This is a genomic window from Candidatus Bealeia paramacronuclearis, from assembly GCF_035607555.1.
GTDB lineage: Bacteria > Pseudomonadota > Alphaproteobacteria > UBA9655 > UBA9655 > Bealeia > Bealeia paramacronuclearis.
Genome location: NZ_JAVHWZ010000001.1, coordinates 358,791 through 375,334, shown reverse-complemented (window position 1 = coordinate 375,334; position 16,544 = coordinate 358,791). Strand labels below are relative to the sequence as shown.

Annotated in this window: 15 protein-coding genes; 12 read left to right on the top strand and 3 right to left on the bottom strand. The window is 43.4% G+C overall.

Features of this window, described 5'->3' with window-relative positions; genetic code table 11:
- Position 1: 1 nt before the first annotated feature.
- The 9 genes from Bealeia2_RS01925 to coaD all read left to right on the top strand — a co-directional run bounded on the left by Bealeia2_RS01925 (position 2) and on the right by coaD (position 10,603).
- On the top strand, positions 2–445 hold the full coding sequence (locus Bealeia2_RS01925; protein WP_331255474.1) for a Rap1a/Tai family immunity protein: 444 nt from the start codon (positions 2–4) through the stop codon (positions 443–445).
- A 101-nt stretch (positions 446–546) separates the two neighbouring features.
- Entirely contained in the window at positions 547–1,662 is a 1,116-nt protein-coding gene (locus Bealeia2_RS01920) for a hypothetical protein (protein WP_331255473.1), read from the top strand.
- Between the two features lie 173 nt (positions 1,663–1,835).
- Entirely contained in the window at positions 1,836–2,324 is a 489-nt protein-coding gene (gene rimP, locus Bealeia2_RS01915; protein WP_331255472.1) for a ribosome maturation factor RimP, read from the top strand.
- 10 nt (positions 2,325–2,334) lie between these two features.
- Positions 2,335–3,858, top strand: coding sequence for a transcription termination factor NusA (gene nusA / locus Bealeia2_RS01910; RefSeq protein ID WP_331255471.1), 1,524 nt, complete (start codon positions 2,335–2,337; stop codon positions 3,856–3,858).
- 6 nt (positions 3,859–3,864) lie between these two features.
- Positions 3,865–6,330 carry a translation initiation factor IF-2 gene (gene infB, locus Bealeia2_RS01905; RefSeq protein ID WP_331255470.1) on the top strand — a complete coding sequence of 822 codons (2,466 nt, stop codon included), beginning with the start codon at positions 3,865–3,867 and terminating at the stop codon, positions 6,328–6,330.
- A gap of 13 nt (positions 6,331–6,343) precedes the next feature.
- A complete protein-coding gene (locus tag Bealeia2_RS01900) occupies positions 6,344–6,748 on the top strand; it encodes a ribosome-binding factor A (protein WP_331255469.1) in 405 nt (134 codons plus the stop codon).
- A 139-nt stretch (positions 6,749–6,887) separates the two neighbouring features.
- Positions 6,888–7,352, top strand: a complete 465-nt coding sequence (gene ssb / locus Bealeia2_RS01895; RefSeq protein ID WP_331255468.1) for a single-stranded DNA-binding protein — start codon at positions 6,888–6,890, stop codon at positions 7,350–7,352.
- A gap of 55 nt (positions 7,353–7,407) precedes the next feature.
- A complete protein-coding gene (gyrA, locus tag Bealeia2_RS01890) occupies positions 7,408–10,107 on the top strand; it encodes a DNA gyrase subunit A (RefSeq protein WP_331255467.1) in 2,700 nt (899 codons plus the stop codon).
- Complete coding sequence (gene coaD / locus Bealeia2_RS01885; RefSeq protein ID WP_331255466.1) at positions 10,085–10,603, top strand: pantetheine-phosphate adenylyltransferase; 519 nt, start codon at positions 10,085–10,087, stop codon at positions 10,601–10,603. The genes gyrA and coaD overlap by 23 nt, the downstream gene beginning before the upstream one ends.
- 140 nt (positions 10,604–10,743) lie before the next feature.
- Here coaD and Bealeia2_RS01880 read toward each other — a convergent pair whose 3' ends face one another.
- Positions 10,744–11,727, bottom strand: coding sequence for an IS5 family transposase (locus tag Bealeia2_RS01880; protein WP_331255236.1), 984 nt, complete (start codon positions 11,725–11,727; stop codon positions 10,744–10,746).
- Positions 11,728–12,042: 315 nt separating this feature from the next.
- Between Bealeia2_RS01880 and Bealeia2_RS01875 the strand changes: the two genes are divergently transcribed.
- The 3 genes from Bealeia2_RS01875 to Bealeia2_RS01865 all read left to right on the top strand — a co-directional run bounded on the left by Bealeia2_RS01875 (position 12,043) and on the right by Bealeia2_RS01865 (position 15,204).
- The gene (locus tag Bealeia2_RS01875) at positions 12,043–13,014 is read left to right on the top strand and encodes an IS701 family transposase (RefSeq protein WP_422388038.1); all 972 of its coding nucleotides are present in this window, start codon (positions 12,043–12,045) and stop codon (positions 13,012–13,014) included.
- A gap of 506 nt (positions 13,015–13,520) precedes the next feature.
- The gene (locus Bealeia2_RS01870; protein ID WP_331255465.1) at positions 13,521–13,928 is read left to right on the top strand and encodes a hypothetical protein; all 408 of its coding nucleotides are present in this window, start codon (positions 13,521–13,523) and stop codon (positions 13,926–13,928) included.
- Positions 13,929–14,049: 121 nt separating this feature from the next.
- Entirely contained in the window at positions 14,050–15,204 is a 1,155-nt protein-coding gene (locus tag Bealeia2_RS01865; protein ID WP_331255464.1) for a C1 family peptidase, read from the top strand.
- A gap of 41 nt (positions 15,205–15,245) precedes the next feature.
- On the opposite strand, the gene Bealeia2_RS01860 is transcribed toward Bealeia2_RS01865, so the two are convergent.
- The gene (locus Bealeia2_RS01860) at positions 15,246–15,695 is read right to left on the bottom strand and encodes a hypothetical protein (protein WP_331255463.1); all 450 of its coding nucleotides are present in this window, start codon (positions 15,693–15,695) and stop codon (positions 15,246–15,248) included.
- A gap of 1 nt (position 15,696) precedes the next feature.
- Entirely contained in the window at positions 15,697–16,542 is an 846-nt protein-coding gene (locus Bealeia2_RS01855) for a hemolysin family protein (protein WP_331255462.1), read from the bottom strand.
- Between the last annotated feature and the right edge of the window lie 2 nt (positions 16,543–16,544).

The window sequence follows — 16,544 nt, the reverse complement described above, 5'->3', positions numbered from 1 at the left end:
AATGACACAGGGAATAAAAAAAGTTCAGAATGGCAAATTACTGGAAAACAAGTCCCGCAAACTCAAAGATCGAATTCGCAAATTATTTGTTTATCAACGCTGGATTCTTACCTGGGCAGGACTCACAACGTGTCATGCCCTTCAGGCCGAAAGTGTCACCAATAAAGACCTTCTTGCGGCATGCCAAAACCCAGGAGTGGCCTCGCAAAATTTTTGTTATGGTTTTATTGTCAGTGCCTCAAATGCTGCCCAATTTTATCGTAATATCATGGACGTGGAGGACTCTTATGTGGATATTTGTTTTCCTGAAAATATCTCGAATCAAGATATCGTCAAACTCTATCTGGAATGGGGCAAAAAAAACCCAAGCTTAGCCCAAGGCCCCGCCTTTATCGGCGTTTCTACTTCATTTTCAACGAAGTATAGCTGCCCCAAAAAGAAATAAATTGACAAATTTCCCATTTATTTATTATAAAAAATATTCCTTATCGATAGGTGTTGATGATGCGATTTATTTTTCCATTTCTTTTGATTCAATTTCTTGTTTTGACGAATCTTTCTGCCGTAAAGACAGGAAATCCAGAAGCTCCTCAAAAAAGTATTTTAAAAAAGTCCCCAAAGTCTGAGAAATCCGAAGAAGAAAAAGAGCCAAAAAATATTAAGATTTCTGAGGGCAATCACCCTGAACAGCCAGAATATAAAGAAACTCCCCATCATCGTTATGAATTTGAGTGGACAGCGATTGAAAAAATGCAAGAGCTGGCTAAAGAGCAAAACACGTCTTTGGTTGTAAGTTATTTTTATGATGAAAACAAAAAATGCCTTATGACTCACAGATATCTCTCAGAGGAAGAGTTGAAAAAATACCAACAGAAAAAAGAACAGATCGTTGCCGCGAATGTGGTATTAGATGAAGAGTGGGAATTTGGTTTTCTTTCAATTTCTAAAGCTTTTGGATTGCACAATGAGGTGATTGAAAGGCATCCACAATGGAATTTTGAGAGACTTGAAAATTTTTTATTTTATAGAACATGCTATGAGGTCGATTGGATAAAAGAAGCCTTGTTTTACGCTTTCAGTTCCCCTAACGATAAAACTCTCATGGAAAATGATGAGGCTTATAAAAACCGTCGTTTTGATATGTTTTTCGAGAGAACAAACCAAATTCTATATTTAACAACAACACAAATTGCAATCAAAACACAGGCACGTGAAAACACAAAAAAACTTTTCAATTACCAGATTGATACAAATTCTGAACAGTTTCTAACGGTTCAGAATGAACAAAGCACTTTAATTGAAAACGATTTCATTCTCAAAATTAAAAATGAACTTAAAGCGAGTGTAAAAAGTGGAAAAACCGCGATGAAAAAATTATTGTCTCAAGGTCTTTTCCAATCCATTAATGTTGAAAAAATGATTAATTCTTTGGATGCTGTTTTTTTTAAAAATGCTGCACCAGAACTGTTTTTTCAAAATCCTGAAGAGAAGAAAAAAGGCGATCTCAGGCGCTTTTTAATTGCTCTTAAGCAGTATCTTATGCGCGATTTAAATGATGAAGAAAAAGAATTTTTAACTGAGTATAATCTAAAAAATGAGTTGTTAATGTCTGAAAAATTAAGTGACGAAGAAAGCTTTGGTGAGTTTTCAGACGAGGAGTAATAACGCACCCCTAAGGGCGATCCCCTTTCACATGTTGCCATATACTCCCTCTATTTTTTCCTTGTAATCTCTGAAAAACACAGTATGATGCAAAAATCTTTCTTAAAAAGGGAAGAAAATGGAGATCTCGGCAAGCGGGGCAGTTGTCTCGCTTTTTTTATTGGATTTTTTGAATGAACAGTTTTGCAGATACAATTGAGAGAATTATAGGCCCTTCCCTTGAGGAAATGGGTTTTGGCATTGTGCGCATCTCGTTTGGTGGCGGAAATCGAAAACGCTTGCAAATTATGATTGAACGTTTGGATGATCAAAACTTAAGCCTTGATGATTGTGCCGATGTGAGTCGAACAGTTTCAGCCCTTCTTGATGTGGAAGATCCTATTTCTGAAAATTATGTCCTTGAGGTCAGTTCGCCTGGGATTGATCGTCCTTTGGTCAAACTTAAGGATTATGTTCGCTTTCAAGGATCGGATATTCAACTGGAGTTGAACACTCTTTATGAAGGCCGAAAAAGATTTTCTGGCCGCTTGGCTAGCGTTGACGGGGAAGAAATTACCCTTGAGCTTCCCGAAGATGGAAAACCTATTGTGAAGTTCCCCTATTCTGACGTACAAAAGGCAAAAGTCATTCCTGAAATATCATTTAAAAAGACCGAGAGGTAGTGGAGAGAAGATGAGCGAAAATACTTTTGATTTAGCCAGTCGAGAGATTCTCCATGTGGCTGATGTCGTAGCCCGTGAAAAATCTATTGATCGTGACGAAGTGCTTGATGCCATGGAGCAGGCTATTCAAAAAGCCGGCCGTTCCAAGTATGGTCATGAGCATGATATTCGAGCCACTATTAACCGCAAAACGGGGGATATTACGTTGATGCGGTGTCGTGAAGTTGTTGAGGAAATCGAAAACGATTTAACTCAACTCACCTTATCACAAGCCCAAGCTATCAATCCTGCTCTTAAAATTGGGGATATCTTAACCGAACCCCTTCCCCCCATTGATTTTGGTCGTGTAGCCGCACAAACTGCAAAACAGGTTATTTATCAAAAAGTGCGTGATGCAGAGCGCGGTCGTCAATATCGCGAGTACAAAAATCGGATTGGCGACATTATCAACGGCGTTGTCAAACGCGTTGAATTTGGGAATGTCTTTATTGATCTTGGAAAAGCCGAAGGGTTTTTGCGTCGCGACGAGATGATTCCCCGGGAGACTTTCCGTGTGGGTGACCGTATCCGCGCCTTAATTTTTGATGTGCGAGAAGAACAACGTGGGCCTCAGATTTTCTTAAGTCGTACGCGCCCTGAATTTTTGGTGAAGCTTTTCACACAAGAAGTTCCTGAGATTTTCGAAGGCATCATTGAAATTAAATCCGCCGCACGTGATCCCGGAAGTCGTGCTAAAATAGGTGTTTATTCCCATGACCCAAGTATCGATCCTGTAGGATCTTGTGTGGGTATGCGTGGAAGCCGTGTTCAAGCTGTTGTGTCTGAACTTCAGGGCGAGAAAATTGACATTATTCCTTGGTCTCAAAATGTCGCAACTTTTGTGGTGAATGCTTTGGCCCCCGCAGAAGTCACGAAAGTCGTCTTGGATGAAGATCAAAATCGAATTGATGCGGTCGTTCCTGACGAGCAATTAAGTCTTGCCATTGGACGACGCGGTCAAAATGTGCGATTGGCCACCCAATTAACGGGTTGGAATATCGATATCCTGACCGAAGCTGAAGAAATGGAAAAGCGTAACGAGGAAGTCAAAACGCGGTCGAAACTTTTCGTAGAAGCCCTCGATGTGGATGAGGTTATTGCGCATCTTCTTGTTGGTGAAGGCTTCACAAAGATTGAAGAAATTGCTTACGTTCCCTTAGATGAAATTCTTTCCATCGAAGGATTTGACGAAGACCTTGCGAAAGAACTTCAAAATCGCGCAGTGACTTACCTTGAGGATAAGGAAAAACACAATCAAAAGCGCATCAAAGACCTCAAACTTCAAAAAGAATTAACGGATCTTGAAGGTCTCACATCTTCCCTCTTGGTCTCTTTAGGCGAGGGTGGTATAAAAACGCTTGATGATCTCGCAGATCTTGCGGCCGATGAGCTCTTAGAGCTTTTGCCAAGACAAGATTTGACCGAATCTCAAGCAAACGACATTATCATGAAGGCCCGAGCCCACTGGTTTGAAGGTGAATCTATAGAAAGTTAAATTGGTATGACTGATTCTGACGCCAAGACACATAAGCCGTTGACGCTTTCCTCAAAGACATTAGGCCTTAAAAAGGGTCCTGATGGAGGGCAAGTACGTCAAAGTTTCGCCCACGGTCGCTCGAAAGCTGTAACCGTTGAGGTAAAGAAAAAGCGCGTACTCTCCCCACAAAGCGCCAATCCCAATTCGCCTTTAGCAGATAAAGATCTGGAAGCGCGGATTAAAGCGCTTCAAAAAGCTCAAGGCGTTCTTCAAGGTCGCAGTCAAGCCCGAGATGAGGAAATTGAAGCCAAGCGCCAGCAATCTGTTCAAGAAGCCGAAGAAGCGCCCGTCGAAGTTACAGAAGACGTCAAGGCGGCTGATCTTGTTGAGGCAGAGGTCGTGATCACAGAAGTCACTCCTGAAAACGCTCCCCTTCCTGAAAAAACAGTTCAACCTATTAAAAAAGCAGTCTATTCGTCCTATGCAGAAGATGAGGATGATGAATCCCGCGGCAAAAAAACGGCACACAAAGCGGCCATCGATATTAAAAAGGCTGTTCCTGTAAAGCGCCATGAAGATCGACGCCAGCGCAATGATCGCTCTCACCTCATTCAAAGCGCTCTTGTGGGAGGAGAAGAGATAGAGCACACGCGGAGCCTTGCCTCTATGCGCCGTGCCCAAGCCAAGCACAAGAAAAAGTCCATGTCCTTTGCGCAGGCCGAGGTCAAAAAAGTCTATCGTGATATTGTTATTCCTGAAACCATCACTGTTCAAGAACTTGCCAGCCGAACCACAGAGCGTGGAGCGGATGTCATCAAGTCGCTCATGAAGTTAGGAGTTATGGCCACCATCAACCAAGTGATCGATGGCGACACAGCTCAGTTGGTTGCAGAAGAATTTGGGCACCGCGTGAAACGTATCTCCGATTCTGATCTTGAAGAAGCTCTTCTCACAGTTGAAGACAATGTTGAGAATTTCAAATCACGTCCTCCCGTTGTGACGGTCATGGGTCACGTCGATCATGGTAAGACTTCTCTTCTCGATGCTTTGCGTAAGACTGACGTGGTCTCTGGTGAAGCCGGTGGAATTACCCAGCACATTGGGGCCTATCAGGTCACTTTGGCTTCAGGCCAAAAAATTACATTTATTGACACACCAGGTCACTCGGCCTTTACGGAAATGCGTGCCCGTGGGGCAAATGCGACAGACATCGTAGTTCTTGTGGTTGCCGCTGATGACGGCGTCATGGACCAAACCATTGAAGCCATCCATCACGCACGTGCCGCAGGTGTTCCGGTGATTGTGGCTATTAACAAAATTGACAAGCCAGACGCTAATCCTGAGCGCGTGCGCACCATGCTTTTACAGCATGAAATCGTCCTGGAAAGCTTGGGTGGCGACATTTTGGATGTGGAAGTTTCAGCTAAAAAGGGTATTAATCTCGATAAACTCGAGGAAACAATTCTTCTCCAGGCCGAAGTTTTAGATCTCAAAGCAGACCCTTCACGTTCTGCCCAAGGTGTTGTTATTGAAGCCAAACTTGAAAAGGGTCGCGGTGCTGTTGCAACCGTTCTTGTTCAAAAAGGAACCTTACGTGTAGGTGACATTTTTGTCTCCGGCAAAGAATTCGGACGTGTGCGTGCCCTTGTGGATGATCATGGTAGAATAATTCAAGAAGCGGGCCCTGCGGTTCCAGTGGAGGTTATCGGATTTAATGCGGCCCCCATGGCAGGGGACGATTTTACTGTCGTACATGATGAGGCCAAAGCTCGTGAAGTTGCTGAATTCCGTGCGCGCCGTGAACGCGACGTCAAAGCAGCCGCTTCTGCACGTGGCACAATGGATCAAATGTTCTCCCTCATCGCGGCTGGTGAAGCCAAAGAATTGGCCGTCATTTTGAAAACAGATGTTCAAGGTTCGATGGAAGCTCTTGTCGCCAGTTTGCACAAACTCTCGACTGAGGAAGTCAAAGTACGTGTTCTTCACGCAGCTGTGGGCGGAATTACAGAAAGCGATGTAATCTTAGCCAAAGCCTCCAATGCGATTGTTATGGGCTTTAACGTTCGCGCCAATCCGCAAGCCCGTGATTTGGCCAAGCGTGATCGACTTGAGATTCGGTATTACTCTGTGATCTATGACGCCATTGACGATGTCAAGGCGGCCATGGGCGGACTTCTCTCCCCTACGCTCCGAGAGAGCTTCTTGGGTAATGCTGAGATTCGCCAAATCTTCACCATCCCCAAAGTGGGTGCAATCGCAGGCTGTATGATCACTGATGGTATTGTCAAACGCGGCGGAAAAGTTCGTTTGCTTCGTGACAGCGTCGTCATTCATGAAGGCACTTTGAAAACTTTGAAACGCTTTAAAGACGAAGTCAAAGAAGTCAAAGAAGGCTACGAATGTGGTATGGCTTTCGAGAACTACAACGATCTTAAAGTGGGCGACGTCATCGAATGCTTCGAAATTGAAGAAATCAAAAGGACCCTTTAAGAGAGCGACCCCGATGCGTTTTTCAGGAACTCCCAAAGCGACGCAAGGCCCGTCACAACGTCAACTTCGATTTGGAGAAAACGTTCGCCATCTTTTGGTAGAGGCGCTTCAACGGGCCGACAGTGGTAGCCAACTTTTAGATAACGCCTCCATTACGGTTTCTGAAGTGCGCGTCACACCTGATCTTTTAACCGCCAATGCATATGTCATCCCTTTGGGAGGCATTCATGCCGATGAGATCGTCAAAGAACTTAACGCTTATACGAAGCATTTTCGGGCCCAAATCGCCAAAGGTCTGAAATCCCGAGGCACCCCCCGTATTTTTTTCAAAGTCGATCATTCCTTTGAAGACGCGGACCGCCTTGAAAAACTCCTCCGCGATCCAAAAGTCTTAAGAGATCTTGAATCAGGCGAGTGAACTCCGCTATAAAAGTATGAACTTGCTTGTCACTAAATGCATTTTTTTTGCAAAAGATAACTCTGTTGCATCTTTTTCTGGCTCTTGAGCGCGCAATAGCTTATAAATAAAATAGCATTTTAAAGATGGAGAGACGCCTATGGCCAGCAGTGTGAACAAAGTTATTTTAGTCGGAAATTTAGGAAAAGATCCCGAAATCAGGTCCACGCAAGATGGATCCAAAATCGCAAACTTTTCCATCGCAACGTCTGAATCCTGGAAAGATAAAATGACGGGCGAGCGCAAAGAAAAAACAGAATGGCACCGGGTTGTGGTCTTCAATAAAGGCTTGGCGGATGTGTGTGAAAAATATCTTCGCAAAGGTGTAAAAGTTTATATTGAAGGACAACTGCAAACCCGCAAATGGACCGACCAATCCGGCCAAGAAAAATACACAACGGAAGTTGTTCTCTCACAATTCCGGGGCGAGATGGCAATGTTGGATTCCAAAGGTGGCGGCGGCAATAACGATAACTATAGCATTGGAAGTCAAGGTTCAGAACTCGATCCTTTCGGAGGCTCCCAAGACATGGCTGCCGTGCTTGACGATGAAATGCCTTTTTAAGCCATTTTCAGACGAAACTCTGCCTTCTGTCCTATCACAGTAACAAGGATTTCCCGTGACTTTAGAAAATCGAATTCAAGTTGTTTCCGTTGAAGAGGAGATGAAAAACTCCTACCTTGATTACGCAATGAGCGTGATCGTGAGTCGTGCTATTCCTGATGCACGTGATGGACTCAAACCCGTACATCGACGCATTTTATATTCGATGTATGAATCCGGTTTTGATCACAACAAACCCCACAAAAAGTCTGCGCGTATCGTGGGCGATGTGATCGCAAAATATCACCCTCATGGAACAGAAGCCGTCTATGACACCATCGTCCGGATGGCACAGGATTTCTCCATGCGGGTGACTTTAGTCGATGGTCAAGGAAACTTCGGATCTATGGACGGCGACCCGCCTGCCGCAATGCGTTATACAGAAGCACGACTTTCCAAGCCGGCTCATTTCTTGCTGTCTGATATCGACAAAGAAACAGTCGATTTCATGCCAAACTATGATGATACGACAACTATGCCAGTGGTTTTACCCACACGCATTCCCAACCTACTTGTTAATGGCGCAGGCGGAATTGCGGTCGGTATGGCCACCAATATCCCCCCGCATAACTTGGGCGAACTCATTGATGCCTGTTGTGCTTTAATTGATAATCCGGATCTTACCTTAGAAGATCTTATGACCTATGTTCATGGTCCTGATTTTCCAACCGGGGGTATTATCGTTGGAACACGCGGAATTTATAACGGATTTAAAACAGGACGCGGCAGCATTACCATTCGCTCTCGCACACACATTGAAGACGTCCGCAAAGATCGACCTGCCATTATCGTCAGCGAAATTCCCTATCAGATTAATAAATCCCGCATGATCGAGCGCATTGCCGAACTTGTGCGCAATAAAGAACTTGAAGGCATCTCCGACATTCGGGATGAATCCGATCGGGACGGTGTACGCGTTGTAATTGAACTCAAGCGCGATGCCATTCCTGAAGTCGTCTTAAATCGTCTTTTTGTTATGACGCCTTTGCAAACAAGCTTTGGGATTAACATGTTGGCGCTTCGGGGCGGAAGACCGCTACAAATGGGCCTCAAAGACATCCTTGAGACCTTTGTTGAATTCCGGGAAGAAGTCATCACAAGACGCACCCGTTATGAGCTCAAAAAAGCGAGAGAGCGTTCTCACGTTTTGATTGGTTTGGCTCTGGCCGTTGCGAATTTGGATGAGATGATCCAGACAATTCGCACCGCACCCGATCCTCAAACGGCGCGTGAGCGGATTTTGTCCAAGCGTTGGCCTGCCCTTGATGTGGATCCTTTAATTCGCCTCATTGATGAACCCGGATTCCCTATTATCGATGGCACCTATCAAATGTCTGAACTTCAAGCCAAAGCCATTTTGGATTTGCGCTTGCATCGTTTGACGGGTCTGGAGAGGGATAAAATTGCCAATGAACTCGGCGCTATTGTTGAAGAAATTAAAGACTATCTCGAGATTCTCTCCTCCCGCGTTCGTCTTCTTGGAATTTTGAAGGATGAGTTGATCGATGTAAAAAATCAATTCGCAACCCCACGCAAAACCGCAATCCAACCTTTTGAGCTCAGCGCTGACGAAGAAGACCTCATTCAAAAAGAAGATATGGTCGTCACCATCAGTTTGGGCGGATATATCAAAAGGGTGCCTTTGAGCACGTATCGTGCACAAAAACGCGGGGGCAAGGGGCGCTCAGGCATGGCGACACGCGATGAAGACGTTGTCTCACAAGTCTTTGTTCTCAATACACACACACCTGTTTTGTTCTTCAGCTCCAAAGGCCGCGTTTTTGAGATGAAGGTTTACAAACTTCCTCTTGGAAATCCGCAGGCACGTGGAAAAGCTATGATCAATCTTCTGCCCTTAGAAACAGGGGAGACGATCACAACCATCATGCCGATGCCCGAAGATCAAACCGCATGGGAGAATATGCACATTATGTTCGTGACGTCTTCTGGAGATGTCCGTCGGAATGCGCTTTCAAATTTCACCAATATTCGCTCCAACGGCAAAATTGCCATGAAACTTGAGGGTGAGGAAAGGTTGATTTCTGTGTGCTCTTGTGAAGATGAAACGGATGTTCTTCTGACCACAAAATCAGGACGCTGTATCCGATTTGAAGCAACAGACGTCAGGCAATTTGCAAGCCGCTCTTCAACGGGTGTGCGCGGAATTCGACTTAAAAAAGACGATGAAGTTGTCTCAATGTCGATCTTGAAGCGCGGCGAATTTACCATTGAAGAGCGCGATGCGTTCCTCAAACAAAAACGCCAAGTCGAAGGTACAGAAATTGCCACAACCGATGTTGTCTTGTCTGAAGAACGCTTAGCCGAAATGGAAACTCAGGAAGAATTTATTTTGACCGTCAGTGAAAATGGATTTGGAAAAAGAAGCTCATCTTACGAATATCGCGTTTCCAATCGTGGTGGGCAAGGTATTGCCTCCATGGATGTGACCGCCAAAACCGGCGGCGTTGTGGACTCCTTCCCGGTTCTTGATACGGACCACATCATGTTGGTGACTGCAGGCGGTCAGCTCATTCGTTGCCCCGTTCATGACATTCGCGTGGCAGGTCGAAAAACCCAAGGCGTCACCCTTTTCCGTGTGAGCGATGGAGAGAATGTTGTCTCTGTGGCACGTTTGGCCGAAGATGAATCTTCTGAGGAGGAAGAGATCATTGAGGACGCAGGGATCGTTCGGGATGCCCCTGAAGATGCCTCATAATCCCCTTCTCATTGGCGTTTATCCCGGCACATTTGATCCGGTAACTTTCGGTCACATGGATATCATTAGCCGGGCATTGCCCCTTCTCGATAAGCTTGTCATTGGGGTTGCGGAAAATGCCGGAAAAGGGCCTCTTTTTTCGCTTGAAGAACGCATTGAGATTTTGAAAACAGAAATTAAATCCCTTCCCAATCCTGAAGAGAAAGAGATTTCAATTTTAGGATTTAATAATCTGCTTGTTCAATTTGCAGAAACTCAAAAGGCGCGAGTTCTAGTCCGAGGACTCAGGCCCGTCTCAGACTTTGAATATGAATTTCAAATGGCTGGTACTAACCGAAAATTAGCGCCCCACATAGAAACACTCTTCCTCATGGCCTCAGAGCCTTATCAACTCATCGCTTCCCGCTTTGTGAAAGACGTGGCCCGTTTGGGCGGAGAGCTCTCCTCCTTTGTCTCACCAGAGGTGGGGATCAGAGTGCGAGAAAAATACAATTAAAAAGGCCATTGCATAATTAATAAAAATTCCAACTGAGGTCCTGAAAAGCTAATTTTTGAGTTTTTTAAATTGAGGGGGATGATATTTTTCTTCGTCTCTTTGTTCTTTTTTTGCTCAAATACTCACTTAACTCGCCTGATTTATCCATAAGCAACCTTATTTGTGGCCTTTAAGAGGTTAAAGGCTATGGCTTTTAGGGCCATTTGTCCTTGAACTTTGGGTGTTGTAAAATAGGATGCTCTCGTGAATTTGAATTTTCGTTTTAAGGTTCCAAATCCTTGTTCCACCCTATATCGAATCTTCGAAATCATCCGGTTAAATACTTTTTGCCAATGGGTTAAGGGCTTATTTCTTTTCGCTTTCTCCATCAACCCGTTCTTAATCCCCTTAGACCTCAGCAAGTCTTTGTTTCCTTGGGAAGCATACCCTTTGTCTCCATAAAGCCTCTTATCTCGACGCTTCTTCACAACCTCTTCCAACTCTCTCACTTCAGAGACATGCGCAGGCGTCACGTGAACCTGATCAATATATCCGTCCTCCTGGTCAATGACCATAAAGCCTTTGTACCCAAAATAGCTCCGTTTCCCCTTCTTAAGCCATGTGGCATCTGGATCTTTGGAAAGGGTTACCTGCTCTTCAACAGCATATTCCTTGTCTTCTTCACGATCAACAGCCATCCCCTCCATTTCTTTCCGAGGACGTGCCGCTGATTCGATAAGCGTCGCATCTATAATCGCTCCTTGGGATTCTTTCACTTTTAATCCCTTTTGTTCTAGTTGATAATTGATCATTGCAAGGAGGTATTCCCAAAGGTTTTGACTGATCAACAAGTTGCGAAATCGACAGAGCGTCGTATGATCAGGCACCTTTTCCAACCCCGTGATGACCATAAAGTCCAACCGAACCCTCAAGGCTTCTTCCAACCCCTCATCGCTTAAGCTATGCCAAGCCTGCAAAATCAACGCCTTCAGTAAATTGACTGGTACGTACCCATTGGGGCCATAGCCAGATCTTCCTAGTTTCCCCATATTTTGCTTTACACTCTCCCAGTCGATAAGGCTAAAAGCTTGGATAAGTTGACTGTTCTTTAAACGCTCTCTGGCTTCACGATTTAAAAAGGACATTTTCGATCACTCCTGCTTTTCGGACTTTCCTCAGTATATCCTTTCTCTCCTCATCCCTCAATTATGCAATGGTCTTTTATCATGATAATGGGATATCAGAGTTCTTTCTACTTGGCTCAAATGCTTATATTTTTTCATCACAACGTCTCCTTTTGATCAATGCTAATTAGCATACAAGACGTTGCACCTCATCCTTGAATCCACAGCTTACCAAAGATAAAATGAAGCGTCAGTCTATTACACGAGTTACGCAGTTTGCAGGAGAAGAGAGAAGAGATAAGGTGAGAGGGAATATTTATTAAATGAGAAGAAATGATGTCTCGACACAAATGCACAAAATCACTTTATCGTTCATTTTTACAAGCCAGCAGTGTGCGCTATTCAGGGTTGGCACTTTCGGAGGTGTCACCGATTCCATTGTCGCATGACAGCGTCAATCGATGGTTGAGTTCTAGTGCATTGCGTCCGAGCGGAGTGTGGAATCTTACTCAATCTCTTATTAACAAGAAAGAACCTTGTTTTTTAGTATGTGACGATACAATTTTGGATAAAAATCGGAGCGAGAAGATAGAGCTTGTGCATTATCAGTATTCTGGGAATGCCCATGATGTTATTGCGGGGATAGGTCTTGTCAATTTGGTATGGCATGGCCTGAGGAGTCATGACTCTATTCCTGTTGATTATCGTATTTATGATAAAGCCAGCGATGGCAAAAGCAAGAATGACCATTTCAGGGAAATGTTAAAGCTGGCTCAAGACAGAGGGATAAATCCGGATGACGTGGTTGCAGACGCTTGGTACTCGAGCTTGAATAATCTGAAGGCCATTGAATCCATAGGCTGGACATGGGTGATGGGGTTGAAGAAAAACAGGAAAGTGAATCGTGGAGAAACTCTTGAAAAGCTGGACATTCCAGATGAAGGACTGAAAGTTCACTTACGCGGATATGGATGGATTACTGTTTTCCGGTTTGTTGCCAAAAACGGTCGCACGGATTATATCGGAACCAATAGGGATAATCCCTCTCGTGATCATATTGAACTGGTCATGAAATCGCGTTGGAAAATCGAAGTTTATCATCGGGAATTAAAGCAAACATGCGGTCTTGAACGCTGTCAGTCTCGCACGGGACGAGCCCAAAGAAATCATATATTTCTTGCCATTTCGGCTTGGATTCAAAGATTTAAAAGACGACTTGCTGGAGGCTTCTCTTTTTATCAGCAGCAGTGGGATGTTATTAAGCATGATATCTCTAGAGAAATAACAAAACTCATGTCTTTCGCTTAGATTCCCACCCTTTTGCTGCAAACTGCGTAACTCGTGTATTAAAAGGCTTAGAAAAATGGCCGGTTGGGATGACAACATCCTTTCCAATATCCTCACTCAAAAATTTTCATGAGGTCGCCCTGTTTTACGAGAAAGGCTGCACTCAAAATCAAAGGGCCCCTGAACTGAGGGGCCCTTTGATTTACTGCAGTAATTACCAAAAACAAATATAACACGCACTTGGCCTCGATTCTTATAAATCCAAAAACCATTCAAGAATCGGCGTAACAGCTTTTTTAGCCTTAACCAACACCATTAAAATCACAAAAAACGTAATAAATCACCAAAAATAATATATTAATAAAAAAATTAAAACCTACTATATTAAAAACACCAATGGATCTGAAGAACAACATCAAAAAAATTTAACCACCCTTTTGATAAAACCATCTTGCAACAACCACTCTATAGTTTCATTATGACGATTAATGGTTAACAAACTATGTATTTTTGAAAAAAAGTGAAAAATGGAATTTGATTCGAAAAAATGGTTGGAAACATTAAGTGGAGTGGGAGCCGTAATTCTCTCTCTTTTGACTTGTGCGGCGTGTCCTTTGTGCATTCCTGTTTATACGGGCGCATTAGGACTTTTAGGATTTGAAATCTGCCGCGATGATGTGTTTTTATTTCCCTTTATTGGCGCACTCTTTTTAATTACGCTGGGGCTTATGGCTTATCATAGTTTTCGCCATAAAAAGGCTTATCTTCCCTTGGGTGTTGCGATTGTTGTCTCGATACTTGCCGCCGTTTGCCTTTGGTATGATTGGGATTATCAGCTTTACGCAAGTCTCGGGCTTTTCAGCTTGAGTCTTTTTTGGCACAAGCGTGCGCTTCGCCAATGTGGTCACGAAGGCGATCACGACCATCAGCATTAACAATTAAAGCAATTTAAATTCTAATTTTAATCAAAAATCAAATAAAGTTTTATTTAAAATTCATCTAATATTATAAAATTATAATTAAAATGAGGTCTCGATAAAAGTAAAGGAGAGGCTCATGATTAAACAACTCACATTCATCTCATTGGGAACGACCCTTTTATTTTCTTGCGATACATTTGCAGTCCAATCTAAGGGTTGGAAACCCATGGCTGAGAATGAAAAGTTTGTCATTACTGCACTGCACAAGGCCCGTAAAGAGCAGAAAGAGGAACTCAGAAGTGTCAGAAAATATGCACCTAAAATTGTTAAAGACTCAACCCCTGAAGCTTTCGATTTATCTGCAGCTTGCACAACTCTGGATCAAGGATCTTTGGGGTCTTGCGTTATCAATGCGTTTTCAGGATCTGTACATGCGCTTCAAACACTTGATATATTCAAAAAGCAAGGAGGAGATCTTCAATCTCTCCAAAACAAAACCAGAGCAAAAATTTTTGAAACCAAAGTTGAGGAGGAAAAAACAGATCCCTCTGTTATTAAAGTTGCAAATCACGAGACAATCAAGCAAACAATTTCCGATTATATGAAATGGATTTCAAGTTCGTCCTTGAGGTGGGTCTCCAATGCTTCACCCTCACACCCAACTTATCATTATTCTTCTCTCAAAACAGAAATATCAACAACCTCACCCGATATTGAGGAGATTAAAAAGACTATTCCTTTTTACTCACGTCTTTTTGGATATCGGGATGTTTTAGGGATGCAAGGGGATATTAGCGACACAGGGACTGATGCAGGAACGGCGTTCTTATCCTATCAACGGGGGTGGGCCTATGAGCATACTTATCCTTACAATACGGTAAAATTTACGCAAACCCCCACTAAAGACGCATTTACGGAAGCCGCTCTGAATGCTTCTAAAGTTAGGGTTAATGTCTCCCTGATTGATGTGAATTCTTTGGCGCCCGCAAAAATAGAAAAAGTCATTTCAAGCGGAAAATTGGTACTGCTCGCTATGGATTTGTTTGAAAGCTTTGAATCACCCTCCGTTGAAAAAACAGGGATCGTGACCATTCCCCAAAATCACGAAAAGAGAATAGGGGGACATGAAATGAAAATTGTGGGTTACGATCGCAAAGCTCAAACATTTCTTGTGAACAATTCGTGGGGCCCAAAATGGGGGATTAATGGCTTTTGCAAAGTCCCTTATGAGATGATCTCAAATCCCAAATATACGCTTGAATTGATGCAAATTAAACTGGCCTCAGATTAATAATAGCTCGGGGGAGGGGGGTAAATTAAAGTCGCGCGTGGCTATGTCGAACTCAGATTATGATAGAGCGTCATCAGCATGACAATGAAAAGGATACCCCCTATAATAAATGTGCCAAAGGCTGCTAAAATCCCGTTAAGCCATGAAATTCCAGATTTTTGTGTTTTGCCCAAAGCGACCTTGTGTGTTACAAAATGAAGATAAAGGGGATTGGCAATGAGAGCGCCCAGAATATGACTGATGGGCCAAGTAACACCAATCAAAAGAATGGCCAACGTTCCAAAAAGAAACATATTTCTGTAAAATGCCCAATAGGGAAAAAGAAAAAATCCTGGCCAGTTCCAACTAAAGAAAAGATCCTGGCCTTCTTTTTCCTCGAGCAAACCCATGTAATAACGCGTACTGGGAGTCCAGCTTTCCGGATTTTCAAAGGTCTCTCCGGGCCCAATTCTTAAAAATTCAAAGCAAGATTTTTTATGGTTGGTTTCCATTTTAGGCCCCTGAGTTTTGGGGTGCAATTCCATGAATACCGATGCGTTTGATCCGTCGGGGGTCGGCTTCAATAATCTCAAATTCAAGGTTATGGCCTTCATAGGTAATGAGCTCTCCGCGTTGAGGAATGCGTTCAGCTAATGCAAAGACAAGTCCCCCTAAAGTTTCGATATCTTCATCGCGATCTTCAGTGGCGAGAATAGGTCCCAATTTTTCTTCAAGGTCTTCAATTTCAATTCGAGCATCAACAATGACTACGCCATCGGGACGAAAATAAATTTGATCAGGAAGCGAACTGTCGGCTACATTTTGAATGTCTCCTACGATTTCTTCCACCAAATCTCCCATAGTGACAAGTCCATCAATGCCACCATATTCATCAACAACCATGGCCAATCGTTCTCCAGAAAGGCGCATTTTAAGAAGGAGATCTAAAACACCCATGGCAGGTGCGATGACTTCAATTTTGCGTGTAATTTTGGCCAAATTAAAGTTTTCAGGGGTCGTATCAATTAAATCACGAATATGAATATAGCCATAAATATCATCGAGATTGGTATGAAAAATGGGAAGACGCATCACGTCTGCCGAACGAAATGTGCTTAAAATTTCTTCCCGTGTACTGCTTTGGGAAATAGCAACAATATCAGCTCTTGGGATCATAACGTCTTCTGCCGTTAAATCTCGCAGCTTTAAAATATTAGCAAGCATCGCTCGTTCATCTGGTGCCAAAGAGGGATTGAAGGTTTTGTCTTCTTCTATCAATCCTTCAATCGTATCGCGTAATGTGGAATCGGAATCTTTTTGTCTGCGTATAATTTTTTTCAAACGATCAACAAATGACATCG